This window comes from Pantoea sp. B623 (assembly GCF_024814475.1).
Taxonomy (GTDB): Bacteria; Pseudomonadota; Gammaproteobacteria; order Enterobacterales; family Enterobacteriaceae; genus Pantoea; species Pantoea ananatis.
The window spans coordinates 1250989-1277381 of the sequence record NZ_JANUXM010000004.1 but is presented as its reverse complement, the minus strand read 5'-3'; the positions used below and the strand labels follow the sequence as shown (position 1 = coordinate 1277381).

Annotated in this window: 26 protein-coding genes, 1 tRNA gene and 2 pseudogenes; 12 read left to right on the top strand and 17 right to left on the bottom strand. The window is 53.5% G+C overall.

Going from position 1 to position 26393, the window contains the following annotated elements; translation table 11 throughout:
* Nucleotides 1-46: 46 nt before the first annotated feature.
* Entirely contained in the window at nucleotides 47-2557 is a 2511-nt protein-coding gene (gene copA, locus NXS97_RS07885) for a copper-exporting P-type ATPase CopA (RefSeq protein WP_116219515.1), read from the bottom strand.
* Nucleotides 2558-3056: 499 nt separating this feature from the next.
* Entirely contained in the window at nucleotides 3057-3389 is a 333-nt protein-coding gene (locus NXS97_RS07880; protein ID WP_013024933.1) for a hypothetical protein, read from the bottom strand.
* Between the two features lie 422 nt (nucleotides 3390-3811).
* On the opposite strand from NXS97_RS07880, the gene cueR reads away from it, so the two are divergent.
* Nucleotides 3812-4228 (top strand): Cu(I)-responsive transcriptional regulator, encoded by a 417-nt coding sequence (gene cueR, locus NXS97_RS07875; protein WP_013024934.1) that lies wholly within the window; start codon nucleotides 3812-3814, stop codon nucleotides 4226-4228.
* Here cueR and NXS97_RS07870 read toward each other — a convergent pair.
* The 5 genes from NXS97_RS07870 to tesA form a co-directional block, all read right to left on the bottom strand.
* Entirely contained in the window at nucleotides 4204-4662 is a 459-nt protein-coding gene (locus NXS97_RS07870; protein ID WP_024471190.1) for an NfeD family protein, read from the bottom strand. The two genes, cueR and NXS97_RS07870, sit on opposite strands and share 25 nt — an antisense overlap.
* Nucleotides 4662-5576 carry an SPFH domain-containing protein gene (locus tag NXS97_RS07865; RefSeq protein ID WP_116219516.1) on the bottom strand — a complete coding sequence of 305 codons (915 nt, stop codon included), beginning with the start codon at nucleotides 5574-5576 and terminating at the stop codon, nucleotides 4662-4664. Before NXS97_RS07865 ends, NXS97_RS07870 begins: the two co-directional genes overlap by 1 nt.
* 58 nt (nucleotides 5577-5634) lie before the next feature.
* Nucleotides 5635-6492 (bottom strand): co-chaperone YbbN, encoded by an 858-nt coding sequence (locus tag NXS97_RS07860; RefSeq protein ID WP_013024937.1) that lies wholly within the window; start codon nucleotides 6490-6492, stop codon nucleotides 5635-5637.
* A gap of 79 nt (nucleotides 6493-6571) precedes the next feature.
* The gene (locus NXS97_RS07855) at nucleotides 6572-7345 is read right to left on the bottom strand and encodes an SDR family oxidoreductase (RefSeq protein ID WP_116219517.1); all 774 of its coding nucleotides are present in this window, start codon (nucleotides 7343-7345) and stop codon (nucleotides 6572-6574) included.
* Between the two features lie 20 nt (nucleotides 7346-7365).
* Nucleotides 7366-7989 (bottom strand): multifunctional acyl-CoA thioesterase I/protease I/lysophospholipase L1, encoded by a 624-nt coding sequence (gene tesA / locus NXS97_RS07850; protein ID WP_022622644.1) that lies wholly within the window; start codon nucleotides 7987-7989, stop codon nucleotides 7366-7368.
* On the opposite strand from tesA, the gene ybbA reads away from it, so the two are divergent.
* Together ybbA and ybbP are read left to right on the top strand one after the other, a co-directional pair.
* Nucleotides 7957-8643 carry a putative ABC transporter ATP-binding protein YbbA gene (ybbA, locus tag NXS97_RS07845; RefSeq protein WP_013024940.1) on the top strand — a complete coding sequence of 229 codons (687 nt, stop codon included), beginning with the start codon at nucleotides 7957-7959 and terminating at the stop codon, nucleotides 8641-8643. The genes tesA and ybbA overlap by 33 nt on opposite strands.
* Nucleotides 8640-11057, top strand: coding sequence for a putative ABC transporter permease subunit YbbP (gene ybbP, locus NXS97_RS07840; RefSeq protein WP_116219518.1), 2418 nt, complete (start codon nucleotides 8640-8642; stop codon nucleotides 11055-11057). Before ybbA ends, ybbP begins: the two co-directional genes overlap by 4 nt.
* Nucleotides 11058-11100: 43 nt before the next feature.
* Here the strand turns inward: ybbP and purK are convergent, their stop codons facing one another.
* Both purK and purE read right to left on the bottom strand, forming a co-directional pair.
* Entirely contained in the window at nucleotides 11101-12165 is a 1065-nt protein-coding gene (gene purK / locus NXS97_RS07835; protein WP_116219519.1) for a 5-(carboxyamino)imidazole ribonucleotide synthase, read from the bottom strand.
* Complete coding sequence (gene purE / locus NXS97_RS07830; protein WP_014593107.1) at nucleotides 12162-12671, bottom strand: 5-(carboxyamino)imidazole ribonucleotide mutase; 510 nt, start codon at nucleotides 12669-12671, stop codon at nucleotides 12162-12164. Before purE ends, purK begins: the two co-directional genes overlap by 4 nt.
* A gap of 267 nt (nucleotides 12672-12938) precedes the next feature.
* Here purE and NXS97_RS07825 point away from each other — a divergent pair, with 267 nt between their 5' ends.
* Entirely contained in the window at nucleotides 12939-14261 is a 1323-nt protein-coding gene (locus NXS97_RS07825; RefSeq protein WP_259231910.1) for a DUF2254 domain-containing protein, read from the top strand.
* Here NXS97_RS07825 and lpxH read toward each other — a convergent pair.
* Together lpxH and ppiB are read right to left on the bottom strand one after the other, a co-directional pair.
* Nucleotides 14237-14953 (bottom strand): UDP-2,3-diacylglucosamine diphosphatase, encoded by a 717-nt coding sequence (gene lpxH / locus NXS97_RS07820; protein ID WP_013024945.1) that lies wholly within the window; start codon nucleotides 14951-14953, stop codon nucleotides 14237-14239. The genes NXS97_RS07825 and lpxH overlap by 25 nt on opposite strands.
* Nucleotides 14953-15447: a peptidylprolyl isomerase B gene (ppiB, locus tag NXS97_RS07815; RefSeq protein ID WP_014593110.1), complete on the bottom strand. Its 495-nt coding sequence runs from the start codon at nucleotides 15445-15447 to the stop codon at nucleotides 14953-14955. The genes lpxH and ppiB overlap by 1 nt, the downstream gene beginning before the upstream one ends.
* A gap of 214 nt (nucleotides 15448-15661) precedes the next feature.
* On the opposite strand from ppiB, the gene cysS reads away from it, so the two are divergent.
* Both cysS and NXS97_RS07805 read left to right on the top strand, forming a co-directional pair.
* Nucleotides 15662-17047 (top strand): cysteine--tRNA ligase, encoded by a 1386-nt coding sequence (cysS, locus tag NXS97_RS07810; protein WP_014606408.1) that lies wholly within the window; start codon nucleotides 15662-15664, stop codon nucleotides 17045-17047.
* A gap of 42 nt (nucleotides 17048-17089) precedes the next feature.
* On the top strand, nucleotides 17090-18196 hold the full coding sequence (locus tag NXS97_RS07805; RefSeq protein ID WP_014593112.1) for an AAA family ATPase: 1107 nt from the start codon (nucleotides 17090-17092) through the stop codon (nucleotides 18194-18196).
* Nucleotides 18197-18224: 28 nt separating this feature from the next.
* Here the strand turns inward: NXS97_RS07805 and ybcJ are convergent, their stop codons facing one another.
* Complete coding sequence (gene ybcJ / locus NXS97_RS07800; RefSeq protein WP_013024949.1) at nucleotides 18225-18437, bottom strand: ribosome-associated protein YbcJ; 213 nt, start codon at nucleotides 18435-18437, stop codon at nucleotides 18225-18227.
* Nucleotides 18437-19303, bottom strand: a complete 867-nt coding sequence (gene folD / locus NXS97_RS07795) for a bifunctional methylenetetrahydrofolate dehydrogenase/methenyltetrahydrofolate cyclohydrolase FolD (RefSeq protein ID WP_014593113.1) — start codon at nucleotides 19301-19303, stop codon at nucleotides 18437-18439. The genes ybcJ and folD overlap by 1 nt, the downstream gene beginning before the upstream one ends.
* A 174-nt stretch (nucleotides 19304-19477) precedes the next feature.
* Here folD and NXS97_RS07790 point away from each other — a divergent pair, with 174 nt between their 5' ends.
* The 3 genes and pseudogenes from NXS97_RS07790 to NXS97_RS07780 form a co-directional block, all read left to right on the top strand.
* Nucleotides 19478-19981 carry a DUF1198 family protein gene (locus NXS97_RS07790; protein WP_014593114.1) on the top strand — a complete coding sequence of 168 codons (504 nt, stop codon included), beginning with the start codon at nucleotides 19478-19480 and terminating at the stop codon, nucleotides 19979-19981.
* Between the two features lie 94 nt (nucleotides 19982-20075).
* Nucleotides 20076-20152 (top strand) — tRNA-Arg (locus tag NXS97_RS07785).
* Between the two features lie 164 nt (nucleotides 20153-20316).
* A pseudogene (locus NXS97_RS07780) lies at nucleotides 20317-20436 on the top strand (Arm DNA-binding domain-containing protein); the annotation flags it as partial.
* 31 nt (nucleotides 20437-20467) lie between these two features.
* Here NXS97_RS07780 and NXS97_RS07775 read toward each other — a convergent pair.
* The gene (locus NXS97_RS07775; RefSeq protein WP_116219527.1) at nucleotides 20468-20872 is read right to left on the bottom strand and encodes a hypothetical protein; all 405 of its coding nucleotides are present in this window, start codon (nucleotides 20870-20872) and stop codon (nucleotides 20468-20470) included.
* A gap of 20 nt (nucleotides 20873-20892) precedes the next feature.
* On the opposite strand from NXS97_RS07775, the pseudogene NXS97_RS07770 reads away from it, so the two are divergent.
* The 3 genes and pseudogenes from NXS97_RS07770 to NXS97_RS07755 all read left to right on the top strand — a co-directional run.
* Nucleotides 20893-21105 (top strand): annotated as a pseudogene (locus NXS97_RS07770) (terminase small subunit); the annotation flags it as partial.
* 87 nt (nucleotides 21106-21192) lie between these two features.
* Complete coding sequence (locus NXS97_RS07765; RefSeq protein ID WP_013024954.1) at nucleotides 21193-21429, top strand: DUF4282 domain-containing protein; 237 nt, start codon at nucleotides 21193-21195, stop codon at nucleotides 21427-21429.
* Nucleotides 21430-21880: 451 nt separating this feature from the next.
* The gene (locus tag NXS97_RS07755) at nucleotides 21881-22327 is read left to right on the top strand and encodes a hypothetical protein (RefSeq protein ID WP_013024955.1); all 447 of its coding nucleotides are present in this window, start codon (nucleotides 21881-21883) and stop codon (nucleotides 22325-22327) included.
* 797 nt (nucleotides 22328-23124) lie between these two features.
* Here NXS97_RS07755 and NXS97_RS07750 read toward each other — a convergent pair.
* The 3 genes from NXS97_RS07750 to NXS97_RS07740 are packed head-to-tail and all read right to left on the bottom strand — an operon-like array spanning nucleotide 23125 to nucleotide 25851.
* Entirely contained in the window at nucleotides 23125-24570 is a 1446-nt protein-coding gene (locus NXS97_RS07750; RefSeq protein WP_259231908.1) for a glucosyltransferase domain-containing protein, read from the bottom strand.
* A 13-nt stretch (nucleotides 24571-24583) separates the two neighbouring features.
* Nucleotides 24584-25495: a glycosyltransferase family 2 protein gene (locus NXS97_RS07745; RefSeq protein WP_072137856.1), complete on the bottom strand. Its 912-nt coding sequence runs from the start codon at nucleotides 25493-25495 to the stop codon at nucleotides 24584-24586.
* Nucleotides 25492-25851, bottom strand: a complete 360-nt coding sequence (locus NXS97_RS07740; RefSeq protein ID WP_104933247.1) for a GtrA family protein — start codon at nucleotides 25849-25851, stop codon at nucleotides 25492-25494. The genes NXS97_RS07745 and NXS97_RS07740 overlap by 4 nt, the downstream gene beginning before the upstream one ends.
* Between the last annotated feature and the right edge of the window lie 542 nt (nucleotides 25852-26393).

The following is a 26393-nucleotide window of genomic DNA, read 5'->3' as shown; positions in this document are numbered from 1 at the left end:
ATGCTAGCGGGATCCCGTTGCGAAAGACAGAGCAGGGCAGTTATTGCTAAACGCGTGGCTTATAACGCAACAGGCGGTTAGCATTGCTCACCACGGTTATTGACGACAGCGCCATGGCGGCACCGGCAAAAACCGGGCTAAGCAACAGGCCGGTAAAAGGAAAGAGCACGCCTGCCGCCAGCGGAATACCGATAACGTTGTAAATAAACGCGCCAAACAGATTCTGCCGGATATTGCCCAGGGCGGCAGAGGCAATCTTTAAGGCATCCACCACGCCATGCAGATCGGCCCGCATGAGCGTAATCGCTGCGGTTTCTACCGCCACATCGCTGCCGCCGCCCATCGCAATACCGACATCAGCCTGCGCCAGTGCAGGAGCATCATTGATACCATCGCCCACCATGGCAACCTGCCTTCCTTGCTGCTGTAGTTGGCTTATCGCATCGGCTTTACCTTCGGGCAGTACGCCTGCAATCACCTCATCAATGCCGACTTCATGCGCAACAGCCCGGGCCGTATTTTTATGATCCCCGGTCAGCATAACCAGTCGGTAACCCGCTTCATGCAGCCGCTGCAGTGCTGCTTTCGCTTCGGGGCGCAGTGTATCCCGCAAGCCAATCAGACCGGTAAGCTGTCCATCCTGTGCCAGTAATACCGGGGTTGCCCCTTGCCGGGTGAGCCTGTCAATTTCAGCCCGCGCCGGTTGGCAATCCACGCCGTAATCGTGTAACAGACTGACATTACCCAGTAACAGCTGTCTGCCATTGAGTATGCCGCTTACGCCTTTGCCGCGTATTGTACGAAATTGCGCAATCGCGGGTGTTGCTGCGGTACCCGCTTCCGCCAGGATCGCTTTCGCCAGTGGGTGACCCGATGTCTGTTCCAGCGCCGCCGCCGAAGACAGGACCGAATCGCGCGTGCTGCCGTTCCAGCTCATCACCTCGGTCACCTGCGGTGTGCCCCTTGTCAGCGTGCCGGTTTTATCAAACACCAGCGTATCGATACGGCTGGCGCGCTGCAGTGCATCGGCATCGCGTACCAGCACGCCGTATTCGGCGGCGCGGCCGGTTCCGGCGATAATGGACATGGGCGTGGCCAGGCCCAGCGCGCAGGGGCAGGCAATAATCAGCACTGTGGTGGCCACCACCAGCGCGTAGGCAATCTGAGGCGCCGGACCGGCGGTATACCAGACTGCGGCGCTTATCAGGGCGATAAGCACCACCACCGGCACAAACACGGCAGAAATACGATCGGCCAGGCGACCCACATCTGGCTTACTGCTCTGGGCTTTACGGACTAACTGAATGATGCGCGCCAGCGTCGTATTGCCGCCGGTCGCGCGGGCAATGAAGCGTACTGTCCCGTCCTGCACCAGGGTGCCGGCAAACAGACGATCGCCCTGCGTTTTGCTTTGCGGCACCGCCTCACCCGTTAGCATGGCCTCATCACACCAGGCTTCACCGTCCTGGACTTCGCCATCGACCGGCACGCGATCGCCCGCGACCAGCCGCAGGATCATGCCGGGCTGTACCGCGCTAACCGGCATTGAGGTTTCACCCTGTTCCGTTACGACTCTTGCCTGTTCCGGCGTCAGATCGAGCAGGTGTTCCAGGGCTCGCGAGGAACGCTGGCGCGCGCGTTGTTCAAGCGCATGGCCCAGATTGATCAGGCCGAGAATCATTACGCTGGCTTCGAAGTAGAGATGACGCGCCTGCAGCGGGAAGAACGCCGGCCAAATCACCACACTAAAGGAGTAGATCCAGGCAGCGGCGGTGCCCAGCGAGACTAAGGTATCCATTGTCGCGCTGCGGTTGAGCAGGCTGCGCCAGGCACTGCGGTAGAAGTGACCGCCCGTGGCGACCATCACCAACAGCGTAACCGTGCCCAACACCAGCCATGTGGTATGATTGTCCTCGGTGAGCATCATGTTGTCGCCCAACATGCCCCAGATCATTAACGGCACGCCAAACAGCAGTGCAAGTCCCGCCTGCCAGCTAAAACGTCGCATGGCGCGTCGGGCGCTGCGCTGCTGCTTTTCACGGCGTTGCTGTTCGTCTTCGACCACTTCCGCCCCATAGCCGGCCGCATCCACGGCGGCGACCAGCAGATGGGGTGCCACATTGCCCATCACCAGCGCGCTGCGTTCGGCCAGATTCACGCGGGCCTGTTGCACACCACTTACCTGCTCAAGGGCTTTCTCAACCCGGCTGACACAGCTGGCGCAGCTCATCCCGTCGATTAACAGCACGTGAGCGGGCTGATTTTCAGTTGCCGGAAGAGGAGAAGACTCCGTTGTCAGCGCCTCCGGCGGCGGCTCTGCTGCTGTCAACGGCTCAGGCTTTGGGCTGGAACCCGCAGCTTTTAATGTTGCATGATAGCCCGCTTGTTCAACGGTAGCGATCAGCGCGGTAGCGTCTGCACGGCCTGACACGCTGGCTTCCTGTTGAGTAACCTCAGCCTGCTCGACATCGTCGCGCTGTTCGAGCGCATCTTTGACGCGTTTTACGCAGTGGCCGCAGGACAATCCGTCCAGCGCCAGAACAATCGTGTTTGACATGGTTGACTCCTTTATCAGATGTGCGGGGTTGATCGTTTAGATGTGACTGTTATTCAGGTTAAACCTTCCCTCAAGGGGAAGGTCAAATCCTGAATGGCCAGATAAGGAAGTTTATTCACCGGTGGTGTACCCGGCTTGCTGGTGTTGACATTATTCAGGACGCCACAAGAAGAAAGCCCCGCGTAACCTGCACTGTCCAACTTTTGCGGCAGTCCAGATAAGCAGGGCTTTTTTTGACTTTCATTCGGCTTAAAGGCGTGCAAGCCCGCTGATGAAAAGGGGTGACGAAATGACGGCCAGCCCCGCGCTTACTGCCGAGGCTTCATCCTGTTCGATCATGCCTGTCGCTCAAGATATACACAGTTCCGTGCTTCGCCAGATAAGCGGGACTGATTTACCTGCTATCCGCGTTAACGGGATCGACATTTCGCTGTTCCTTGCTGTGCAACGGTTTTCGCCAGGCATGCTAAACCCTTTGCAGGCACGCAGGATGAGTCAATTACCCTTTGGGTCTGGTAAAGAAGACCAGCGTCCCGATAATGATGTCGCCAATAACCCAAAGGGTGCCGATCGCCATTAAACCTAAACCTGCTCCAAGCGCAGCACCGGCTTTTTCCGCATCGGAAGCCGCGTTATTGATAACGTCGCCACTTCCACCTAATCCTGCGAACAGGCAGTACACCATAAGAATGTTAAACAGAATGAAAGTCCACTTAACCATTTTGCCAAAAAAAGAGCGACGCGGCTTTCTGAGCTGCCTGGCACATGATGGACAACGTAATGCTGAATCACTCACTTCCTTATGACATTCTGGACAGCTGACTAAAGCCATAATCCAATCCCCTATACTTTAATGATGATAATGATTTGTTACAAACTGGCGGGATTTTATCGGAATTTTCTTCGTTGACAATCGTTATCATCTTATTTTTTATGAGGTTGATGGCAGATTGACCGGCTGGCCAGTTTGTTCTGCACTCAAAAGCGTTTTGGCATTACTCAGGTTAACCGGAAGAGTCAGCCGAAGGCCTCTGCAGCGACCGCGTTGACTCAGATACCGGGACGAGAACCCTTTTACCTGGCAGGGTGATCTATAATCTCCTGCATGAAATGCCTTGTTTTCCACCTGTTCTCGGGTGCAAAACGACAGAGTCGGGCACGAGTGACGTAGAATCAAACACTGATTTAGCCCGGCAGCTCACGGGCTGGGCCTTTTAGAAGCGCCCCGTATAGGGGAAGATCAGGAAAACTGTTATGAATATTAGTACCGTGGCGAAAAAGACCGGGCTAACCAGTAAGGCTATTCGTTTCTATGAAGAAAAGGGCGTAGTCACGCCCCCACTGCGCGGCGATAACGGCTACCGGCATTACAATTCACACCATCTTGATGAGCTGAATTTATTACGCCAGGCACGGCAGGTGGGTTTTACCCTTGATGAGTGCCGCGAGCTGGTCGGGCTGTTTAACGACCCTGAACGCCACAGCGCGGACGTTAAGGCGCGTACGCTGCAGAAAGCTGACGAAATTGCTGCGCATATTGAAGAACTGCACGCCATGCGCGCACGCCTGTTGGCGCTGGCGGCGGCCTGCCCGGGTAATGACAGCGCGGACTGCCCGATCATTAATAACCTGGCAGGCTGCTGCAGTCAGGTTGGCGGCAAGCGTGACTGAATGCGCAGAGTAATACCTTCCACTGCTACCACTTCAACCAACGTACCGGCAGGGAGATTCTGGTCTGCCTGAACGCGCCAGCTGCTGTCGCCAACGCGGACGTGACCGATACCGTTTTGCAACGCACTGTCCAGGGTCAACTGCAGGCCGATCATCTGGTTGCCGCGCTGATTAAGGGAATTTGGCTGCTGGTTGCGCTCGCGATAGCGCATGACGCGATGCCAGATAAATACGCTCGCCAGCGTTAATGCGGCAAACAAAGAGCCCTGGGCGGTCCAACTGAGCGGCAAAGCCCATTCTGTGATACCGACCAGCATGGCTGCGAGCCCGCTCCAGAGCAGGTAGCCATTTGTGCCGAGCATCTCAGCCGCCAGTAGCAGCCCGCCCAGCGTCAGCCAGAACCAGTGCGGATGGGCAACAATCTCACTCACCATCAGTGTTTCGACTCGCTGCGGGTTTCTTTTAACAGCTCACCAATTCCGCCGATCGCACCCAACAAGCTGCTGGCTTCCAGCGGCATCATCACCACTTTACTGTTACTGGACTCACCAATTTTTTGCAGCGCATCCGTGTATTTCTGCGCCACAAAGTAATTTATGGCCTGAATATCGCCGGCGGCTATCGCTTCCGATACCATTTTCGTGGCGCGGGCTTCCGCTTCCGCCTGACGTTCACGGGCTTCAGCCTGCAGGAAAGCCGATGTTCGTTCCCCTTCCGCTTTCAAAATCTGCGCCTGTTTTTCCCCTTCGGCCCGCAGAATTTCCGCCTGCCGCACACCTTCCGCCGCCAGAATATCGGCTCGTTTAGTACGCTCCGCTTTCATCTGGGCGTTCATGGCGCCAATCAGCTCCTGTGGCGGACGAACATCACGAATTTCAATACGGGTGATTTTTACGCCCCAGGGATTGGTGGCTTCATCAACGATATGCAGTAAGCGGGTATTAATGCTGTCTCGCTGAGACAGCATCTCATCCAGTTCCATGCTGCCCAACACGGTGCGCATATTGGTCATAGTGAGGTTAAGAATCGCCAGCTCCAGATTGCTGACTTCATAGGCGGCCCGCGCCGGATCGATGGCCTGGACAAAACAGACCGCATCAATCGTGACGTTGGCGTTATCTTTGGAGATGATCTCCTGAGAGGGAATATCCAGCACCCGTTCCATCATATTGATCTTATGACCGATACGATCCATGAAGGGAACAACCAGACTCAGGCCGGGCTGAAGCGTGCGGGTGTAGCGGCCAAAGCGTTCGACCGTCCACTGATAGCCTTGCGGAACGATTTTGACGCCGGACCATACGGTGACCAGGGCGACCAGGATGAGAACAGGAATCACGGTGAGCATATAACCTCCAGATTGTCAGATGAACGGGCCAAATCGTTCGGCCCGTTTTCTGCTTACATCAGTAAAGCAGGGAATAGAGCTGGCGGCGATAGCGTGCGGCAAGCGCATCGCCCGTGCCCAATGCCGCCAGGATCTCCTGCAACATTTTACGCGCCTGGCCGTCAGCGGCGTTCAAATCGCGTTTAATGACGTTAAACAGCAGTTCCAGCGCTTCTTCATTACGCCCGACCTGATGCAGCTGCAGCGACAGTTTGGTCGCCAGTTCAGCGTTATCCGGGTCGCTTTCCAGCTGTGATTGCAGCTGCTGAATTTCAGGCGTATCGGCCGCCTGTTTCAGTAAATCGATCTGGGCGATCAGGCTTTGATAACGGGTGTCCTGATCCTGCAACGGCACGGCGTTGAGTACCGTTTCTGCTTCATCGCTACGGTTCAGGGTAATCAGCACTTCCGCCAGCAGAAAACCAATTTCGCTGTCTTTATTACTGAGCTGCCATGCCTCTTTCAGCAGCGGTAAAGCGTCCAGCGGTTTGCCTTCCTGCATCAGCGCCATCGCCTGCTGGGCTTTTAACTCTTCCTCACGCGGCAGCACTTTTTCCAGCAGGGCGCGCACGGCGTCTTCCGGCTGTGGCCCCTGGAAACCGTCAACAGGCTGGCCGTTCTGGAACAGGTAGACGGTGGGAATGGAGCGTAACCCAAATTGCGATGCCACCCTTTGCTCTTTATCACAATCCAGTTTGGCAAGAATAAACTGGCCTGCGTATTCCTGAGCCAGTCGCTCCAGCAACGGCGTCAGTTCCTGGCAATGTTGGCTGCGATCCGACCAAAAGTAGAACAGCACCGGTATCTGCATTGACTGCTCAAGGGTCTGTTGCAGGTTGGATTCGTTAATGTCGATAATCGAAGCGTGTGGTGACATGACTAAGTCTCTTTGCAGAAAATGTTTAAAGAATATGGGGCCGACTGGCCCTGCTTCAAGCTGTATTCGCGCAATACCTTTACTGACTGCGAATTATGCGATCCAGTATCCAGCCTGGCAGCGCGCGTTTCAACAGGCCCATCGCGTGTGCGACCAGTGTCACCGGATAACGCAAACGCGGATGTTTGCTTTCGAGCGCATGGCGCAGCTTAGGTAAAATGGCCTCAGGCGGCAGCGTAAACCGCGCGGCCAGACCGGGATTCAGCACCGGATTATCCTGCTCACCCTGCGTTACATTATCGGTGAATCGGGTCTGGATTGGACCCGGTTCAATGAGGCTGACGCGCACGCCGCTTGCGTGCAGCTCCATGCGTAACGCATCGCTCCAGGCTTCCAGCGCATATTTACTGGCGGCATAAACGCCCCGACCCGGCGTGGAAATCAGGCCTAACACCGAACTGGTATTCACGATCCGGGCATTGCCAAAAGCCTTCAACGCCGGAAGCAGCCGCATAGTGAGTTGGTGGGTGCCAAACACATTGCTGGAAAATTGCTGTTCAAATTGCTGACGCGTGATGGTGCTTAACGGACCATAGGTGCCGAAGCCGGCGTTATTAAACAGGGCAAACAGCCGGTTACCGGTCAGCGCCAACACCTCATCGGCAGCGCGGTCAACGCTCTCTGCGTCGTCCAAATCCAGCATCAGCCCCGTAAAGCCGAGGCTTTGCATGCGCGCCACGTCGTCGGTTTTTCGGCAGGCTGCAATAACGTGATAGCCGCGAGCCAGCAGGTCATTGGCTGCAACCAGGCCAATACCGCTCGAACAGCCCGTGATCAAAATGGTTTTTTGCATGTGTTACCTTTTTTGCACAACTACTGCTTAACTAATGGGGCCAGTTCTTTCGCCATCAGTTCAGCGATAAAGGGTTGGGCGTCAGGATTGGGATGAATACCATCCTGCTGCATCCATTCGGGTTTTAAATAAACCTGCTCCATGAAAAAGGGCAGTAAAGGAATATCGTGCTGTTTCGCCAACTGCGGATAAATCGCGCGGAACGCATCCGTATAACGGCGGCCGTAGTTGGCGGGTAAGCGTACCTGCATCAGGATCGGTTTAGCCCTGGCGGTTTTTACCTGCTCGATGATGGTGCTTAACGTTTGCTCAATATCCTTTGGCGGAAAGCCACGTAAACCGTCGTTACCGCCCAATTCGATTAACACCCACTGCGGTTGGTGCTGTTTTAATAGGGCAGGTAAGCGCGCCAGTCCTTGTGCGGCGGTATCGCCGCTAATACTGGCATTAATCACTCTGGGCTGCTGCTGCCAGTTTTTATCGAGCAGGCTGGGCCAGGCTTTACTGGCCGACATTTGATAGCCTGCACTCAGGCTGTCGCCCAGCACCAGCAACGTATCGGCCGCAGCAAGACGGGACACCAACAGACAGCACAATAACAGGAAAGGATAATGCCAGCGGAAAACATTCTTGAAGTTCATCATCTTACTAAGTCCGTGGGTCAGGGAGAGCATCAGTTAACCATCCTTACCGGAGTTGAGTTAGTTGTCAAACCAGCTGAAACAATCGCCCTGATTGGCGAGTCAGGATCGGGCAAATCTACGCTGTTGGGGATTCTGGCCGGTCTGGATGACGGCAGCCAGGGCGAGGTGCATCTGCTGGGCCAGCCTTTGCATCAGATGAATGAAGAGCAGCGGGCGGCCTTACGTGCGCAGCAGGTAGGATTCGTGTTCCAGTCTTTTATGCTGGTGCCAACGTTAAATGCGCTGGAAAATGTTCAGTTGCCTGCACTGCTGCGCGGTGAGAGCGACCGTCAGAGCCGTGACCAGGCACGGGAGCTGCTCACGCAGTTAGGCCTGGGTGAGCGTTTGCTGCATCTGCCCGCGCAGTTATCCGGTGGTGAGCAGCAACGCGTCGCGCTTGCCCGGGCCTTCAGCGGTCGTCCGGGCCTGCTGTTCGCCGATGAGCCCACGGGGAATCTGGATCGTAAAACCGGCGAGCGTATTGTCGATCTGCTGTTTTCCCTCAACCGCGATTTTGCCACGACGTTAATTCTGGTTACCCATGACGAGCAGCTGGCGGCGCGCTGTAACCGACGCTTGCGTCTGCGTGACGGTAAACTGTGGGAGGAGCAATGATCTGGCGCTGGTTCTGGCGTGAGTGGCGTTCGCCCTCACTGTTAATCGTCTGGCTGGCACTCACTCTGGCGGTGGCCTGCGTGCTGGCGCTGGGATCAATCAGCGACCGGATGGAAAAAGGGCTGAGTCAGCAGAGTCGCGACTTTATGGCGGGCGATCGTACCCTGCGCACCAGCACGGCGGCACCGCCCGACTGGCTGGCGAAAGCGCAGCAAGCGGGATTATCGGTTAGCCGTCAGCTGAGCTTTATGACCATGACCTTTGCCGGCCAGACGCCGCAGCTGGCGTCGGTCAAAGCCGTCGATAACCACTACCCGATGTTTGGCGAGCTGCAAACCCGCCCGCCGGGCCTGAAACCTCAGCCCGGCACGGCACTGGCCGCTCCGCGCTTAATGGCGCTGCTTAACCTCCACGTGGGCGATGAACTCGATGTGGGAGATACCACGCTGCGTATTGCCGGAGAGGTGATACAGGAGCCGGATGGCGGTTTCAATCCGTTCGAAATGGCGCCGCGTTTACTGATTAATCTGGCCGATGCCGATAAGACCGGCGCGATCCAGCCCGGCAGTCGCATCACCTGGCGCTACAAGTTTGCTGGCACCCCTCAGCAGCTGGAAAACTACGACCGCTGGATAACGCCGCAAATAAAAACCGGTCAACGCTGGATCAGTATTGAGAACAGCGAAGATGCGCTGGGCCGTTCAATGCAGCGCGCGCAGCAGTTTTTGCTGTTATCGGCGTTGTTAACGCTGATGCTGGCGATTGCTGCCGTGGCCGTGGCAATGAGCCATTATTGCCGAAGTCGTTACGACCTGGTGGCGGTGCTGAAAACGCTGGGTGCTACGCGCGGCGCGCTGCAAAAGCTGATTATTGGACAGTGGCTGGCGGTATTACTGCTGGCGGCCGTAGCGGGCGGGGCAGCAGGGCTGGGCGTCGAAGCCCTGTTGATGAGAATGCTTAAACCCGTTCTGCCCGCATCCCTGCCTGATGCGAGCCTGTGGCCGTGGGTATGGGCCACGGGGTCGCTGTTTGTCATTTCCCTGCTGGTGGGATTGCGTCCTTATCGCCTGCTGCTGGCGACGCAGCCTTTGCGCGTATTTCGGCGCGATGCCGTCGCCACCGTCTGGCCGCTGAAAATCTACCTGCCGGCGATGGCTGTCGTGGTGGTGGGGCTGCTGGCGGCGCTGGTGGGCGGCAGTAAAATGCTGTGGGCGCTGCTGGCGGGCGTGGTGGTGCTGGCGGGGCTACTGGCGCTGCTTGGCTGGGGCACGTTACTGCTTCTGCGCCGTCTGACAGTGCGAAATCTGGCGCTGCGTCTGGCGATTAATCGGCTACTGCGACAGCCCGCGATGACGCTGAGTCAGCTTGCCGCGTTCTCACTGTCGTTTATGTTGCTGGCCCTGCTGCTGGTGATGCGGGGCGATCTGCTGGATCGCTGGCAGCAGCAGTTACCCGCCGACAGCCCGAACTTTTTCCTGCTTAACATGACGGCCGATCAGGTGCCGCAGGTGCGTGATTTCCTGCAGGCGCATCAGATTAAACCAGAAACCTTTTATCCCATCGCACGGATGCGGCTGAGCGAGTTGAACGGCCAAGCCGCCGATCCTGAACGGGATAATGCCCTTAACCGTGAGCTCAACCTGACTTCGCTGGCGGCCCTCCCTGCGCATAATCCGCTGGTGGCGGGCAACTGGCCGCCTGCCGTGGGGGAAGTGTCTATGGAGGCCGAGCTGGCGGAGCGGCTGGGGGTGAAGCTGGGAGACAGCTTAACGTTTGAGGGGGATACGCAAAAGTTCAGTGCCAAAATTACCAGTCTGCGCAAGGTTGACTGGGAAAGCCTGAAGCCAAACTTCTTCTTTATCTTTCCACCCGGTGCGCTCGACAGCCAGCCGCTGACCTGGCTCACCAGCTTTCGGCTGGACAATAACCCCACGCTGCTGGCGCAGCTAAACCGTGAGTTCCCGACCCTGAGCCTGCTGGACATTGGCAGCATCATGCGTCAGATCGGACAGGTGCTGACCCAGGTCAGCCAGGCCCTGGAGATTATGGTGGTGCTGGTGACCGCCTGTGGCATATTGCTGCTGATGGCCCAGATTCAGGTGGGCATGCGTCAGCGCCGACAGGAACTGGTGGTGTACCGCACGTTGGGTGCAGGCAAGCGACTGCTGCGGACGACCTTGTGGTGCGAGTTTGCGCTGATTGGCGTGGTGTCCGGCGTTGCGGCCGCAGTGGGGGCTGAAGCGGCGCTCTGGGCGCTGCAGCGTAAAATCTTCGATTTCCCGTGGCAGCCCGATTGGGCCTTGTGGCTGGCGTTACCGTTGTGTGGCGCGTTGTTGTTGTCGTTGTGCGGAGGCTGGCTGGGCGTGCGTTTGCTCAAGGGCAAAGCGCTGTTCAGGACGTTCGACGGCGCATAAAAAACGCCGTGCGCGGCAAGGCTGCGCACGGCGTCAGTCCGTCTTAAAGCTTGTCTGTGGCCCAGCGAATACCACTGGCATATTCAGCCGGCAGCAGGGGCAACAGCGCATGCAGTGCAGCTTTGAGTCGGGGCTGATCGCTGTCGGTGAGGTTCAGATGGCCCACCTTGCGACCTTGCCGAACCGCTTTGTCATACCAGTGCAGATGGACAAGCGGCTGCTGTAGCCAGTCTGGATTCACATCGGTGCCAATCAGGTTGATCATGACCGAGGGCGCAATGACGACCGGCTGGGGCAACGCCAGCCCCAAAATCGCGCGCAGATGCAGTTCGAACTGGCTAATCGAGGCGCCGTTCTGCGTCCAGTGTCCACTGTTATGCACACGCGGCGCCAGCTCATTAATCAACAGACCCTGAGGCGTCACAAAACATTCCATCGCCATCACGCCAACGTAGTCAAGCGCGTGAAGGATCGCGCCCAGCATTCCTTCGGCCTGCTGCTGCTGTTCCACATCTGCCTGGGGAAAAGCGACGCTGGTCCGCAGAATGCCTTCTTCGTGCAGATTATGTGTCAGGGGATAAAACACGGTGCTGCCGTCGTGGCCGCGCGCGCCGACCAGCGACACTTCACCTGAAAAGTGAATGCCCTGTTCGACGATGCACTCGCCATAGCAGTCGTCGGGTAACGTGGCCGTTTCGCTGGCCCGTAAACGCCACTGACCGCGACCGTCGTAACCCCCGGTGCGGCGTTTAACAATCGCCAGTTCACCCAGCCGAGAGAAAACCGCAGGCCACTCGCTTTTATCCGCCAGCAACTGCCAGGGCGCAGTCGCCAGATTAAGCTCGTCCAGCAGTTGCTTTTGCGTCAGGCGATCGGCCAGACGCGGAAAAATATCGCGGTTCACAAAGGCCGGATGATTCGCCAGCTCGCGCGTCAGAGCGGTTTCGGGCCAACGCTCGATTTCGGCCGTAATCACGCTTTCGACGATAGGCAGGGCGGCGGGATCGGCATCCAGCCCCACTGGATGAACGGCAATGCCCATCGGCTCGCCCGCCTGGCGCAACATGCGGCCAAGCTGACCGTTACCCAGTACGCAAACCGGCTTCATGCGTCCTCCCGCGGATCCGGATTATCCAGCACCTCATCGGTCTGTGCCTGACGCCAGGCGGCCAGACGAGATGACAGCGCGCTGTCGTGAATCGCCAGAATCTGCGCGGCCAGCAGTGCCGCATTGGCGGCACCGGCTTTACCGATTGCCAGCGTGCCGACCGGAATACCGCGCGGCATTTGCACAATAGAGTAGAGGCTGTCAACGCCGCTCAGCGCTGCGCTCTGCACCGGCACGCCCAGCACCGGCAGCAGGGTTTTTGCCGCCAGCATGCCAGGCAGGTGCGCCGCGCCACCGGCACCGGCAATGATGACCTGAAAGCCGTTATCTGCAGCCGTTTCGGCAAAGCTAAACAGCTTGTCCGGGGTACGGTGCGCTGAGACCACTTCCACATGGAAGGGCACGTCCAGGCTGGAGAGGATTTCCGCAGCGAACTGCATGGTGGACCAGTCACTTTTGGAACCCATAACAACAGCGATGCGGGCCGGGGCGGCATTCGACGACATGCGGTCAACTCCTGTGAATGAAAACACACCTGACCAGGCGGACAGGTTTTGAAGGGCAAAGAGAATAGCATGAGAAGGGCGCAAGGAAAACGGTTGCGTCGGGATTACACGTCGCGCTGGCGGGGTTTTATCGACATTCTGTTCTCTGACGTTGACGCGCAAGAAACGCTGAACTTTAGTTAACAGAGTTGCAAGGTGACTGACATGATGAGCCGCGCTGCACCCAGTTGGTAAGGGATGACGTTAACTGACAGAAAGAGGAACAGGATGATTTCACGCTGGCAACTGATTTTCAGACAAGCAGGCAGAAAACTGTGGTTCAGGGCAACTTTATTTGCCCTTGCTGCGGTTGTCAGCGCCCTGGCCTCCATTGTCTTTAAATCTGCAATTCCCCCCTCGGTTTCGGTAAAGGTGGGTGCTGACGCAGTGGACAATATCCTGAATATTCTGGCGTCCAGCATGCTGGCGGTCACCACGTTTTCCTTGAGTACGATGGTAACGGCGTTTGGTTCAGCAACTACCCATGTTACGCCGCGCGCCACGAAACTGGTCGTTGAAGACAGTACAACACAAAATGTTCTCGCGACCTTTATTGGCTCTTTCCTGTTTAGTCTGGTCGGCATCATCGCCCTGAATATGGGGGCTTATGGTGAACAGGGGCGAGTGATCCTGTTTGCGGTCACGCTGGTGGTCATTGCATTAATTCTGGTGACGCTTCTGCGCTGGATTCACCATCTCACCTCGCTTGGCAGCGTAGATGAAACGACCTCACGTGTGGAACGCATGGCGCTTGATGTTTTTAGCGCGCGTGCTCAATCCCCTTGTTTCGGCGCCAGGCCCTGGCGGGAAAGCGATCGTCAACCTGCGGGCACGTTTGCTGTTTATTCGGACGCTATTGGCTATGTTCAGCATATTGATATGGACAGGCTACATAAGGCGATCACAGACAGTCCTGTACATGTTTACCTGGGCGCGCAACCCGGATTTTTTGTTCATCCCGCCCGCCCGGTCATGTATGTCACCCACGCCCTGCCTGCGGAGCAACGCAAACTGATGTTGTCTGCCCTGACAATAGCCGCGTCTCGCACTTTCGCCCAGGATCCACGTTTTTGCCTGTGTGTGATGGCAGAAATCGCCTCGCGTGCGCTGTCGCCTGCGACTAATGACCCTGGCACCGCCATCGATGTGATCGGGCGAGCCGTCAGAATACTCTCCTGCTTTGCACGCGAATGTGCGGCGCCAACGGTGTTCTATCCCGCCATTCACGTCGCGCCCTTGTCAGTAGACGCATTATTCGATGATTTTTTCTCACCTGTCGCGCGAGACGGCGCGGCGATAAAAGAAGTGCAGTTACGGTTACTTAAGGCGCTGGGCATGTTGTCTGTCGCCTGGCCGGATGCGTACCAGGCTGCAGCGTTGCGTCATGCGCATGAAGCCATGGCATACCTGGCGCGGGAAGCGATCATCCAGACGGACAGAGCGCGAATTGAGCGCGCATGGCGTGAACAATTTGGCGCAGACTATCCTCATCCCTTCCTGGATGAGAAGCTAAGCGATTCGCCCTGTCAGAAGTCGAAATCGATCAGTTGAATGCCGCTGGCATCGAGTTGAATCATGGATCCCCGGCTGTGCCAGGCCCCTAATACGGCACGCTGAGCGTTTACGCCATTCAGCGACAGATCGTGAATCGCAGGACGGTGCGTGTGCCCATGAATCAGCAGTGGCGCCTTATGCTGAAGCAGGGCATCGATCACGGCCTGTTGATTCACATCCATAATCTCCAGCGACTTATGCTGATTGGCCTGTTTACTGTTGGCGCGCATACGTTCTGCGATGCGTTTGCGAATAAACAGCGGTAACGCCAGGAACAGACGTTGAATCCAGGGATTGTGGACTTTAGCGCGGAACTGCAGGTAACCCACATCGTCGGTACACAGCGTATCGCCGTGCATAATAAGCACTCGATGGCCGTAAAGCGTCAGCACGCGCGCTTCAGGCAACAGCGTCATGCCGCTGGCGCGGGCGAAACGTTGACCGATTAAGAAATCGCGATTGCCATGAATAAAGTACACCGGAACAGGCACGGATCGCAGGGCATCAGCAACCTGTTGATGCAGGGGATTGGGATCGTCATCGCCTATCCAGGCTTCAAACAGATCGCCGAGAATATAGAGCGCGTCGCAGTGTGGGGCTTCGCGCTGTAAAAAATGCAGAAAACCGGCGGTGATCGCCGGTTCTTCCTGACACAGATGAAGATCTGCGATAAACAGCGTGCGCGGCATTACTCGCTGACGGTCACTTTCTGGATCACAACGTCGTCTTTCGGCACGTCCTGATGCATACCGCTGCGGCCGGTTGAAACGGCTTTGATTTTCTCAACCACATCCATACCTTCAACCACTTCTGCAAACACACAATAACCCCAGCCCTGCAGGCTTTCGTCACGGAAGTTCAGGAAGTCATTGTCAGCCACGTTAATGAAAAACTGTGCGGTCGCAGAGTGCGGGGCAGAAGTCCGCGCCATCGCCAGCGTACCTTTGGTGTTTTTCAGACCGTTGTTGGCTTCGTTACGGATCTCTTCTTTGGTGGCTTTCTGCTTCATGCCGGGTTCAAAACCGCCACCCTGAATCATAAAGCCGTTAATCACACGGTGAAAAATGGTGTTGTCGTAGAAACCTTCACGGCAGTAATCCAGGAAGTTCTTTACGGTTGCGGGCGCTTTGTCATCGAAGGTCTTGATCACGATATCGCCATGGTTAGTCTGGAAAGTTACCATTTTTTTCGTCCTGTAAAGGTTGTCGTCAGTAGCATAGGGTGCGCGGTTAGGGTGCACACGCCTTTTTCTCGAACGTTCTTATATCATAATTTCCGATAATACGTCAGCCAGGCTGCGCAGTTGGCTTGCTTTGCATCGCGTGACAGATAAAAATACGGCACAATATCAGGATACTTAAAACGGTGCGTTACGCACGCTTACTACGGAAACCCCAATGCTGAAGATTTATAACACCCTGAGTCGACAAAAAGAGGAATTTACCCCTATTCATGCTGGCAAAATCGGCATGTATGTCTGCGGCATCACGGTGTATGACCTCTGTCACATTGGGCACGGGCGCACGTTTGTGGCGTTTGATGTGGTATCGCGCTATCTGCGTTACGTCGGTTTTGACGTAAATTACGTGCGCAATATTACCGATATCGACGACAAAATTATCAAGCGTGCCAACGAGAACGGTGAGAGCATCGAAACCCTGACCAATCGCATGATTGCCGAGATGCACAGTGATTTTGATGCGCTGGGCATTTTGCCGCCAGATCGGGAACCGCGCGCCACGCGCCATATTCCGGAAATCGTCGAGCTGGTGGAAAAGCTGATTGCCCGCGGTCATGCCTATGTGGCGGAAAACGGCGATGTCATGTTTGATGTGCTGAGCGATGTGGATTACGGTGCACTGTCGCGTCAGGATCTGGACCAGCTTCAGGCCGGCGCCCGCGTTGAAGTGGCGGATGTGAAGCGTAATCCCATGGATTTCGTGCTGTGGAAGATGTCTAAAGCGGACGAACCCTCATGGCCTTCACCGTGGGGCCAGGGGCGCCCGGGCTGGCATATTGAGTGTTCAGCCATGAACTGCAAACAGCTTGGCGCGCATTTCGACATCCACGGCGGCGGATCTGACCTGATGTTCCCACATCACGAAAACGAAATCGCCCAGTCTACCTGCGCCCATGATGGTCCCTATGTAAACTACTGGATGCATTCAGGCATGGTGATGATCGATCGTGAGAAGATGTCGAAGTCGCTGAATAACTTTTTCACCGTGCGCGACGTACTGCAGCATTATGATGCCGAAACCGTGCGCTATTTCCTGATGTCCGGCCACTATCGTAGCCAGCTTAACTATGGCGAAGATAACCTGAACCAGGCACGTGCGGCGCTGGAACGTCTTTATACCGCGCTGCGACATACCGATCGCAACGCGGTTGCCGACGGCGGTGAAGCCTTCGAGGCCCGTTTCCGCGAGGCGATGGACGATGATTTCAATACGCCAGAAGCCTATTCTGTGCTGTTCGACATGGCGCGTGAAGTGAACCGTCTCAAAGGCGAAGACATGACGGCAGCCAATGCGCTGGCGGCAAAGCTACGTGAAATTGCCAACGTGCTGGGCATTCTGCAGCAGGAGCCAGAAGTGTTTCTGCAAAGCAGTGCGCAGGGCAACGATGAAGAAGTGGCAGAAATCGAACGCTGGGTGAAAGCCCGTGCCGACGCACGCGCGGCAAAAGACTGGGCGCAGGCTGATGTAGCCCGCGACAAGCTGAACGCGCTTGGCGTGATTGTCGAAGATGGCCCTCAGGGCTCCAGCTGGCGACGTAAATAACGGGCAACACAGGAGAGGGCGAGCCATCGCCCTTTTTTGTCTATGACGATAAAACAGATTCACCTTCGCGGTTTCCGCTCGGTACGCGATCTGACCCTGCCGCTTCAGCAACTGAACGTGGTAAGCGGGCCTAATGGCTGTGGTAAATCCAACCTGTATAAGGCCGTGCGCCTGCTGCACGAGGCCGCCAATGGTCGCCTGGCGTTAGCGCTGGCAGAAGAGGGCGGTATCCAAAAAGTCATGTGGGCAGGGGAACTGCATCGCAGCGCTCGTCGTCAGGATGCCAGCCGACTCATCCTCTCGGTCCTGATGGACGACATGGATTTTGAGCTTGCGGTGGGGTTTCCTCAGAAGCTTGAGACCAGCCTGTTTAACCTCGATCCGCTGGTCAAAGAAGAACGTATCTGGCTGAGTGGTCAGCAGCGGCGTCCCTCTTCCTGCATCATGCAGCGCACGAACCAGACCGCCTTTTTGCATAATGTAGAAGGGGAGCGCGTAAGCTATCCCGCCGTATTGCATCCCGAAGAGTCCCTGTTTGGTCAGCTCGGTGAGCCGCACCGCTATCCTGAGCTTTCTCAGATGCGTGAACGTCTGCGCCAGTGGCGCTTCTATCACGAGTTTGCCGTCTGGCCCGGTTCGCCGATTCGTGCGCCGCAAATTGGCGTGCGCGCGCCCATTCTGGCGCACGATGGCGCTAACCTCGCGGCGGCATGGGCAACCATTGTCGAGCGGGGTCATCATGAGCTGCTCTACAAGGTGACAGCGAAAGCCTTCCCTGATACCGAATTTCAGGTGGATGTCCAGAACGGCCGTTTCCAGATGCTGATGCGGCGACAGGGCATTATGCGCCCGCTGGAAAGCGCCGAGTTCTCTGACGGGACGCTGCGCTTTCTGTGCCTCGTGGTTGCACTGCTCAGCCCCCGCCCGCCTGCCTTTATGGCGCTCAACGAACCCGAGAACAGCCTGCATGAGGATTTGCTCCCGGCGCTGGCGGCGCTGATTGCTGAAGCCAGCCAGTTTAGTCAGCTGTGGATCACCAGTCACTCACCGAAGCTGGCCGCACTGATTGCGCAGCATGCAGAAGTGAATCACATTGAGCTGGAGCAGATTAACGGGGAAACGCGGATAGTTGGGGAAGAAAGGATTTAAGGTGCCCCGGGCACAGGGCACCTGACGATCAGGCAACGACAGTGATGCGCTGTCCGGCAAACTCCACCGTTTGCCCCTGAACGATTTTGCAGCGCTTACGGGTTTCAACTTCCCCATCCACCCGCACTTCACCTTCACTAATCACGACTTTGGCCTGCGCGCCGCTTTCCACCCAACCTTCCAGTTTCAGCAGATCGCAGAGATCAACGTGTGGGAATTTACCTAAAGAAAACGTCGCCATTATGCCTGCTCTCCATCGTGAAACTCTTCACATGCCTGTAAGGTATTTTCGATTAAGGTTGCGACCGTCATCGGCCCAACGCCGCCGGGAACGGGCGTGATATAAGCGGCACGCTCAGCGGCAGCATCAAAATCCACATCACCGACGACTTTGCCGCTTTCCAGACGGTTAATCCCGACGTCGATAACAATAGCGCCCGGCTTAATCCAGTCACCTGGAATAAAGTTGGGCTTGCCTACCGCGACGATCAGCAGATCGGCGTGCTCAACGTGATGGCGCAGATCGCGAGTAAAGCGGTGCGTTACGGTCGTGGTGCAGCCCGCTAACAGCAGCTCCATGCTCATTGGACGCCCCACAATGTTTGAGGCGCCCACCACGACGGCATTCAGGCCGTAGGCATCAATGTTGTAGCGCTCCAGCAGCGTGACGATGCCGCGTGGTGTACAAGGGCGCAGCTTAGGTGCGCGCTGGCACAGGCGACCGACGTTATAAGGATGGAAGCCGTCTACGTCTTTATCGGGCGTAATGCGCTCCAGGATTTTGACGTTATCAATGCCTGCCGGGAGCGGCAGCTGCACCAGAATGCCGTCAATCTCGTTGTCGCTGTTAAGTTTATCGATCAGCTGCAGCAACTCGGCTTCGCTGGTGGTGGCGGGCAGATCGTAAGAGCGGGAGATAAAGCCCACTTCTTCACAGGCACGACGCTTACTGCCGACGTAGATCTGCGATGCAGGGTTTTCACCCACCAGAACGACTGCCAGACCCGGAGCACGTTTACCGGCTGCCAGACGTTGCTTCACTTTTTCTGCAACCTCAAGCCGTACCTGCTGCGCAATCGTTTTACCGTCAATAATTTTTGCTGCCATCAGAGCGTAAATCCACTGTGTTGAGTTTAAGTCGGGAATGGCGCCTATTTTGTCAGAAGCACGTCCGGCTGTCAGGTAGAGATTCTTGCAGCAGGGTGGTTTACGACATTTCGCCGTGACGAAAGTGTGGGTTAACGCTTATGATGCCAGACAGGGACCTTACTGGATGACGTGATGATTTGGTTAATGCTTGCCACTCTGGCTGTTGTATTTGTTGTAGGATTTCAGTTGCTGACCGCCGGTTCACGCCATGCCGCACAGGCACTCAGCAAGCGTCTGCAACTGCCGCCGGTCCATATTGAATCAATGCTGTCGCAGATGGGTAAAGAGGCGGCGAAAGAATTTACTGATTACATCGCGGGTGATAACGAAGCACACTTAAACAACGGCGCGGCGGTTTTGCTGATTTGGCAGGTGCTGATTGTGGATGGCAGCGATGAAAATACCTGGCGCTGGCACAGCGTGCTAACCCGAGCCGGTTTCTCTGCCACGCTTACCCGACAGCAACTGTTGCTGGCACTGGGCTTTTTGCGCCAGTTAGAGCCCGACAGCCAGGAGCTGAATGCGCTTCGCGAGCAATACAACGCGCGCGTAACGCAGCAGGGCGTTGAGCTGGAAGGGGAAACGACAGAAGCAAGCAATCTGGTCTCCCTCAGCGCCTGGCGCGACCGTCATTAGCGCAAATTGGTTATTACCTGGGCACTCGCCGCCCCTCAGCGGCAAAAACGTTGACGTAACAGCGTTCAACCGTATAATTCGACCCAACCTCTCCGCGCCCTTAGCTCAGCTGGATAGAGCACCGGCCTTCTAAGCCGTAGGTCACAGGTTCGAATCCTGTAGGGCGCGCCACCTTCTCTTCTATTTGCATTACTTAAAGTCTACTTTTTCCTTAAAAATCAGAATATAAATCTTTTAGCTGGTCCATTTCGGGCCAAGGTCACCTATTGCGTTCTTATCCAATATGGGGGCACGACAGGGGGCATCGACAGGTTCAATGGAAATGATGCCCCCAAATGAAGCTAACAGCCCGCCAAATCGACTCTGCGAAGCCAAAAGAAAAGTCATACAAACTTTCGGATGGTGGTGGTATGTATATTGAAATATTTCCAAACGGAGCCGAAAGCTGGCGACTCATGCCTCAAGAGCATTCAAGATAAAATCCCATCAGTCCTTAAACCTTTCGTCCTCGCCCTTAGCTATTTTGAATAAAGGAACTTTGTGGTGCCAGGTCGAAGTATCGTTTATGGATGCGCTCGGGACGACAAATATCTCTGGAGCGGCATTGTTTCCTATATCTTCAGACATATTGCATAAAACGTAAAAAAAATCCGGCGATACGATTGGCCTATGATTTCCGACTGTCCATTGACGTGGAGCGCTTCTGGCCCATGAGCCTTTAACCTGAATGCTGATGCTTTTAGAGCCATCAATAGTGGCAATAATATCAACTGCACTTGATCCACTGGTAGTTAGTGCCGCACTAATGCCCAGTCTTGATAGCATATAAGCAACATAGTACTCACCCGCATCACCGGCGTTTTTAGACGTGCGCTTAATTACATCAGACATATTCAATCCTTGGAATTAAAGTGGCACTCACCGATAAACAAGAAACGTTCTGTCGCGAGTACCTCATCGATTTGAACGCTACGCAAGCTGCTATTTGGGCTGGGTATAGCGATAACACCGCCCGTAAGATTGGCAGTGAAAACCTCACAAAACCAGACATTGCGGAAGTTATCATCGACATTAGACCAGAGCGCAACGAAAGGGTAGAGGTAAATGCAGACTATACAAGGCGCATTTACGACTGCGCCAGATGATGATAGGTTGAAATATAATGCCACACACATTAGGATTATTCCTCTTTTAATCAGGAAGATTATTTAATGTTTGGATTCGATAAGTTAATTACGCCAAAAATTATCACTGCTCTTTACCTTGTTACAGTTGCGTTACTCTCGATTGCTGCTGTGATTACTTTCTTCACAAGAGGCGTCAATGGAGCGGGATTAATACTTCTATTGATGGCTGTATTTGCGAGGGTTTTCTTTGAGACCATCATGGTATCGTTCAAAAACAACGAATATCTGCGTCGAATAGCGGAATCGCTTGAAAAAAAATGACAGCAGTCAAGCCGCCTCCGGGCGGTTTTTTATTGTCGTAATTCTACTTAAGTAACATTTGCCAGAGATTGCAGTGAATGGCCGACCAATGCCACCCATTGAGCTAATGGAGGAATTCAAGCTATATATCTCTCACTCCGGCAAATGAAAACAGACAATTGAGTTCAGGATCAGATAGTTAGCCCAGAAGGGCGGCTGCACAATCCAGACCATGCGCACCTTGCCGAAGCTGACGTTGGCTTTTTTTGGGCGGCATCAGCTTTCGCCAAAAAAGGCGCACGGTTTTAGGGCAGAGCAAAGAAGTGATGATACGTACATGCCACTTTTAGGATTTCCGAGTCCAAAATGGTGTTTTGTTGTGTAGTTGACCAGTAAAATTTGTCAGCTTAACAACTGAGTTTAATGTCGATATATATAAGAGGCTAGTTAACTCACCAAAGGAAATTAAATCATGTTTAAATTAGTAAAAGCCTCTATCGTAGCAGTTTCTGTGATCGCATCTTTTTCAGCTATGGCTGACTGGCAGCCTTATAAAACTGTTTCATTGGATGGGTTTAATAATACAATCCCCGGTGGTAGTGTTTACAATGAAACTAATGTGGCTTCAGGTGTTTATCGCTTCCGTATTGACCCGAATTCAGCTGGGGTAGATTATGCTACTGGCCAGTCAGGAAATACGAATTCTAAATCCGCTGCATTAATGACCTATGATCGTACGACAACTACAGATAAAACCGCTGCTGTAAGTTTTTATGGTTTGAATAATGATGGGCTTCAGGCTTCATCGCTCATCCATGCATTTCCACAAGGTGGTGGTTTTGATTTGTATCTTCAAGATTGGCAGCGAGCAGATAACTCAGGCACAGTTAATGTAATAATTGAAAAGTGGCAGAATTAATTTGTCATTAGGATTTTATTAGAACTAAGCGTCCTATATTTTCTGACAGATTATATAGGACGCTAATCTTCTACATTTTTTCATGCTTAAAATCAACCTTATCAACGCCATGAATAATGGTGTCACACAGATGAATCGTGGAAATGAACTCATTCAGACAGCCTAAATAGCTTTTTTGTGGATTGTCAAAGCAGTAAAACTGAGGGTTTATGGCCGCTTTAAAAGACCTTAAATCTAAGCTTAGGTCACTGAGCAAACAGATGCCTTTCGCGTTATCACAGGCATTGACAAGTGTTGCCCGAGAGAATGCTGCCGCAGAAAAAAAAAGCACTGACTTGCCGTCTGGAGTCAACCACATCTTTTACTGTAAATGCCGTGGGGTTAACAGGTGCACGTAAAAACAATCTTAAGGCAAAAAATTTCGTCAGAGACATTGCTGCCAGTTTGACCTGCTCCCTGCTGACTCATACATCCCGATATTAGCCATATCTTATCAACAACCTGAGCGCGTCCTGATGAACAGGTGTCTTTCCGGCGAATCGTTCATCAATACGCGTCGTGAGGCCTGAGCTGAGGGCTTTGGCTGGTAACGTTGACGCAGGTACGCGATCTCAAATGCTGCCTTCCAGAGATGTAGTGGCATGAATTGACCATCGGATTAAGTGCCTGACCTGTGAAGATGAATTCACGAAGGCGGATATGACGATCGGCGCCGCCTGCAGGATATCAGATACAGCATCGCTCGGTTCTTCCCCACAGCCCTAATCGGCTATGGGGAAGGGATTAACCACCCAACATTACTGAGCACCGCCCCCCAGCTTCACAATGGCAGTTCCGTCCTCAACGTAGAGAGAGTACGCCGAATTGGCAATGACAGGGTTTATGCCCTTTTGCAGCATTTTTTGCAGCAGTTGATGATTGTCGTCTTCATTGCCATAACCATGCGTGGTTTGGGTAAACCCTTTATTGATTAGCTGGAAAGAGGCCAAAAACTGAGAGGCAGGGCTAAGGAAATGTCCTATCAGCGGTTTATTTTCCATTAAAAGCTTTGCTCGTTCATCAATGTTGATTTGACCCACAGTAACTATTGAGTGGATGTTCTTTATATTGATAAGATCCCGAGTAACCATGTTGAAGATAAGGTCTTCATATTCCCGCTGTGACTTAAGCGCGCTGCTCAATTGAGCGCTAAATGCGATGGCGGTAATGACAGGGATGAGCGATATATATCTGAGACGCGGCGAAAAAAAGACAACAGGAACCGCAATCATGACCAACAAAGTAGAAAAAGAAACAATGGCGCGGGGGGCAACAGGCGCATCCACGAGTAAAATGGTGGGCCCCATAAGCGACACAAGGAAGATGAAAAATGCGACTGTGCAGTAAAGTATTACAGCAAGGCTTTTGCTCTTTTGCTGCCGAAATTTATATAACATCAGCAAAAATGCGATTACGACAGGAATAAGAAAGTAAATATAAACCGGACCGTAAAAGTAGGAGAGGATTAATTCTTTTAGCGCAACGACTGTGTTCAAAAGATGCGCGAACCCCTCTTGGTTTGGGTGAATAAGCTCTGCGCGGGAGTTCTTTTTAGATGCAAAAAAAAGCATGTAAACCAGGAAAAAACCAATAAATAATGATGCTTTATTGACTATGGTTTTAAACATCCCAGCCACAGTTAATTCGCTTTTGACAGCCAGAATGACAATGTCAATGGCAAGCAAGGCGATGAAAATATTGGCACAAGGCTGATACAGCGTAAGTGATAATACGCCTGCAATCACTTTAACTGAATATTCTCGTATCTGACTGCTGCTGCTGCTGTAGGTATAAGCGGCCACAGCAAGAAAAAAAGCGATGGACATGCCCAGGGAATCGTATCGATAAGCTATGTTCTGCAAAAAAAAGGGGTTGAAGATCAGAAGGGCTGCGACCAGCTTTTCATTGGGGACATCCATTTTGACAAGGTGCTTATTCAACATCAGTGATGCGGCACCGATGAAGAGACATGATGCGATCATGGTGTAAGGGAACAGATCAAGATTATAGTGGCCGCTCGCGGATAATATTTTCATTAGGATATCGGCCATCGGCCGACCTAGTCCACGCCAGCCATATTGGCCTGTAATCGCTCTGTCTAAATCGTCCCGATAAAATACGCCCGCCTGAATCAAAGGATAGATGAATAGCAACGCCAAACCTGCATACAGGGCGAGCATTTTTTTATCATTTTTACAAATCATTTGAAATTCCATCTCACTTTTTAATGATGTAACGTGGTCGGTTCTTACTCTCTATGTATATTCTTCCGATATACTCGCCCAATACACCGATACCAATGAGCTGAACGCCACCAAGAAAGAGTATTGATACTAAAAGCGAAGGGTAACCGGGAACACTGTTGCCAAACCAGATTTTATCCACGATCATCCATGCGCCATACAAAAACGCGAAGCTCGCCACGAGCAGGCCAATATACGTCCACATACGTAGCGGAAAGGTTGAGAAACTGGTTATGCCTTCAAGAGCCAGGTTCCACAGCTTCCAGCTATTAAACTTTGAATCGCCAGCGACACGCTCGGCTCTGGCATACTCAATTACCTCCGTCTGGCCGCCAACCCATGAAAGAATCCCTTTCATGAAGAGGTTCCGCTCTGGCATCTTCTTAATATTCTCAACCACGTCCCGTGACATCAGGCGAAAGTCACCTACATTTTCTTCAATTTTCGGGTTACTGATTTTATTATGTAAGGTGTAAAACCATTCCGCCGTCTTCCTTTTCAGGTGCCCATCAGTAGACCTGTCGATGCGCTTAGCCAGAACAATATCCGCACCTGCCTGCCATTTTTCAATCAGTAAAGGAATGACGTTAATGGGATCTTGTAAATCAACATCAATAGGGATAACAGCATCACCCGTAGCATGCTCTAATCCCGCGAAAAGAGCAGGTTCTTTACCAAAGTTGCGGGTAAGGGACAGCGGCACGACCAGAGGATCTGAAACCGAAAGCGCATCGATAATAGATTCTGTTGCATCTTTACTGCCGTCATTTATAAAAACGATTTCAATTGTGTGCTGTTTCAACGCCTCAAATTCACGCACCGTTTTATAAAACACGGGAATAGCGTCTTCTTCATTAAGAACAGGAACAATCAGCGATATTTTCATCTGGCATCTCTGAAAACGATGTACTTTGAATATAAAAAGCCACAAATGAGGCTGATTAAAGAGAAGATGATCAGCGTGTAAAGCGGCTGAAGCATGCTTTTATCCGAAATCCAACCCACCAGTAAGGCGACGGATCCCATAAACAGGACATATATCATGTAACGAATCGTTGATGCTTCTGCATTAAATGTCCACTTTGCATTTACAAAGAATGAAAACGTTACAGCAACACAAAAAGCCCCAAAATTCGCGAGGGTTTGTGAGGAGCCTGTTGCATAAAGGATCGAGAATATGCCCCAGTGAATCAATGTGTTGAGGATCCCAACCGAGAAGTATTTTGAGAAGAGCTTTATCATTATCACCACCGTTTTAAGTCAGCCGATCTTATCCATCCTGAGCCACAAGGCAACAAATCTCTGAGGAAAAAAACAATCAGTCAGGTCCATTAAGTGGTAGAGATGGCATGAGCACAGGAACCTGAAGGGGAGAGACTCTGGCCGGTTCAAGGCCGGATGTGGCGACAAACGGAGATACTGTGCTGAACCCTGACAGGTTTTTTTAAGTTGTTTCGGACATAAATGCCTGTCAGCGCGAAATTGAAGGCTTAACCTGGTCATTTTATCTCTCAAATGCCTGTGCGTGTTGCGTATGCAACCAGATTGGTCCGTTGTGTTTGGCCCCCTGCGCATTAACGTCAGCCTGACCCTAAATTCATTTCTACTCTCTACAAATGAGACGTTATCGCTATACAGAATACGTTGATGCGCTGTTTATTCCCCATTCCTTATCTTATTTGCTGTCAGATGTTTAAAGGCACACCTTCTGAATACTCATGTCTAACCTATCTGTTACATCTTAAAACGCATAGGAAGTGATGCGGCATTCAGGGTAGGGAAAG

What these genes read in the sequence shown, in the direction of transcription:
- NXS97_RS07750 (WP_259231908.1), bottom strand. Translation starts at nt 24,570, where the DNA reads ATGATTTGTAAAAATGATAAAAAAATGCTCGCCCTGTATGCAGGTTTG.
- ybcJ (WP_013024949.1), bottom strand. Translation starts at nt 18,437, where the DNA reads ATGGCGACGTTTTCTTTAGGTAAATTCCCACACGTTGATCTCTGCGAT.
- ybbP (WP_116219518.1), top strand. Translation starts at nt 8,640, where the DNA reads ATGATCTGGCGCTGGTTCTGGCGTGAGTGGCGTTCGCCCTCACTGTTA.
- purE (WP_014593107.1), bottom strand. Translation starts at nt 12,671, where the DNA reads ATGTCGTCGAATGCCGCCCCGGCCCGCATCGCTGTTGTTATGGGTTCC.
- cysS (WP_014606408.1), top strand. Translation starts at nt 15,662, where the DNA reads ATGCTGAAGATTTATAACACCCTGAGTCGACAAAAAGAGGAATTTACC.
- tesA (WP_022622644.1), bottom strand. Translation starts at nt 7,989, where the DNA reads ATGATGAACTTCAAGAATGTTTTCCGCTGGCATTATCCTTTCCTGTTA.
- NXS97_RS07775 (WP_116219527.1), bottom strand. Translation starts at nt 20,872, where the DNA reads ATGTCTGATGTAATTAAGCGCACGTCTAAAAACGCCGGTGATGCGGGT.
- ybbA (WP_013024940.1), top strand. Translation starts at nt 7,957, where the DNA reads ATGCCAGCGGAAAACATTCTTGAAGTTCATCATCTTACTAAGTCCGTG.
- copA (WP_116219515.1), bottom strand. Translation starts at nt 2,557, where the DNA reads ATGTCAAACACGATTGTTCTGGCGCTGGACGGATTGTCCTGCGGCCAC.
- NXS97_RS07790 (WP_014593114.1), top strand. Translation starts at nt 19,478, where the DNA reads ATGATTTGGTTAATGCTTGCCACTCTGGCTGTTGTATTTGTTGTAGGA.
- lpxH (WP_013024945.1), bottom strand. Translation starts at nt 14,953, where the DNA reads ATGCCGCGCACGCTGTTTATCGCAGATCTTCATCTGTGTCAGGAAGAA.
- cueR (WP_013024934.1), top strand. Translation starts at nt 3,812, where the DNA reads ATGAATATTAGTACCGTGGCGAAAAAGACCGGGCTAACCAGTAAGGCT.
- NXS97_RS07745 (WP_072137856.1), bottom strand. Translation starts at nt 25,495, where the DNA reads ATGAAAATATCGCTGATTGTTCCTGTTCTTAATGAAGAAGACGCTATT.
- folD (WP_014593113.1), bottom strand. Translation starts at nt 19,303, where the DNA reads ATGGCAGCAAAAATTATTGACGGTAAAACGATTGCGCAGCAGGTACGG.
- NXS97_RS07805 (WP_014593112.1), top strand. Translation starts at nt 17,090, where the DNA reads ATGACGATAAAACAGATTCACCTTCGCGGTTTCCGCTCGGTACGCGAT.
- NXS97_RS07865 (WP_116219516.1), bottom strand. Translation starts at nt 5,576, where the DNA reads ATGCTCACCGTGATTCCTGTTCTCATCCTGGTCGCCCTGGTCACCGTA.
- NXS97_RS07755 (WP_013024955.1), top strand. Translation starts at nt 21,881, where the DNA reads ATGTTTAAATTAGTAAAAGCCTCTATCGTAGCAGTTTCTGTGATCGCA.
- NXS97_RS07870 (WP_024471190.1), bottom strand. Translation starts at nt 4,662, where the DNA reads ATGGTGAGTGAGATTGTTGCCCATCCGCACTGGTTCTGGCTGACGCTG.
- NXS97_RS07855 (WP_116219517.1), bottom strand. Translation starts at nt 7,345, where the DNA reads ATGCAAAAAACCATTTTGATCACGGGCTGTTCGAGCGGTATTGGCCTG.
- NXS97_RS07880 (WP_013024933.1), bottom strand. Translation starts at nt 3,389, where the DNA reads ATGGCTTTAGTCAGCTGTCCAGAATGTCATAAGGAAGTGAGTGATTCA.
- NXS97_RS07825 (WP_259231910.1), top strand. Translation starts at nt 12,939, where the DNA reads ATGATTTCACGCTGGCAACTGATTTTCAGACAAGCAGGCAGAAAACTG.
- NXS97_RS07765 (WP_013024954.1), top strand. Translation starts at nt 21,193, where the DNA reads ATGTTTGGATTCGATAAGTTAATTACGCCAAAAATTATCACTGCTCTT.
- NXS97_RS07860 (WP_013024937.1), bottom strand. Translation starts at nt 6,492, where the DNA reads ATGTCACCACACGCTTCGATTATCGACATTAACGAATCCAACCTGCAA.
- ppiB (WP_014593110.1), bottom strand. Translation starts at nt 15,447, where the DNA reads ATGGTAACTTTCCAGACTAACCATGGCGATATCGTGATCAAGACCTTC.
- purK (WP_116219519.1), bottom strand. Translation starts at nt 12,165, where the DNA reads ATGAAGCCGGTTTGCGTACTGGGTAACGGTCAGCTTGGCCGCATGTTG.
- NXS97_RS07740 (WP_104933247.1), bottom strand. Translation starts at nt 25,851, where the DNA reads ATGATAAAGCTCTTCTCAAAATACTTCTCGGTTGGGATCCTCAACACA.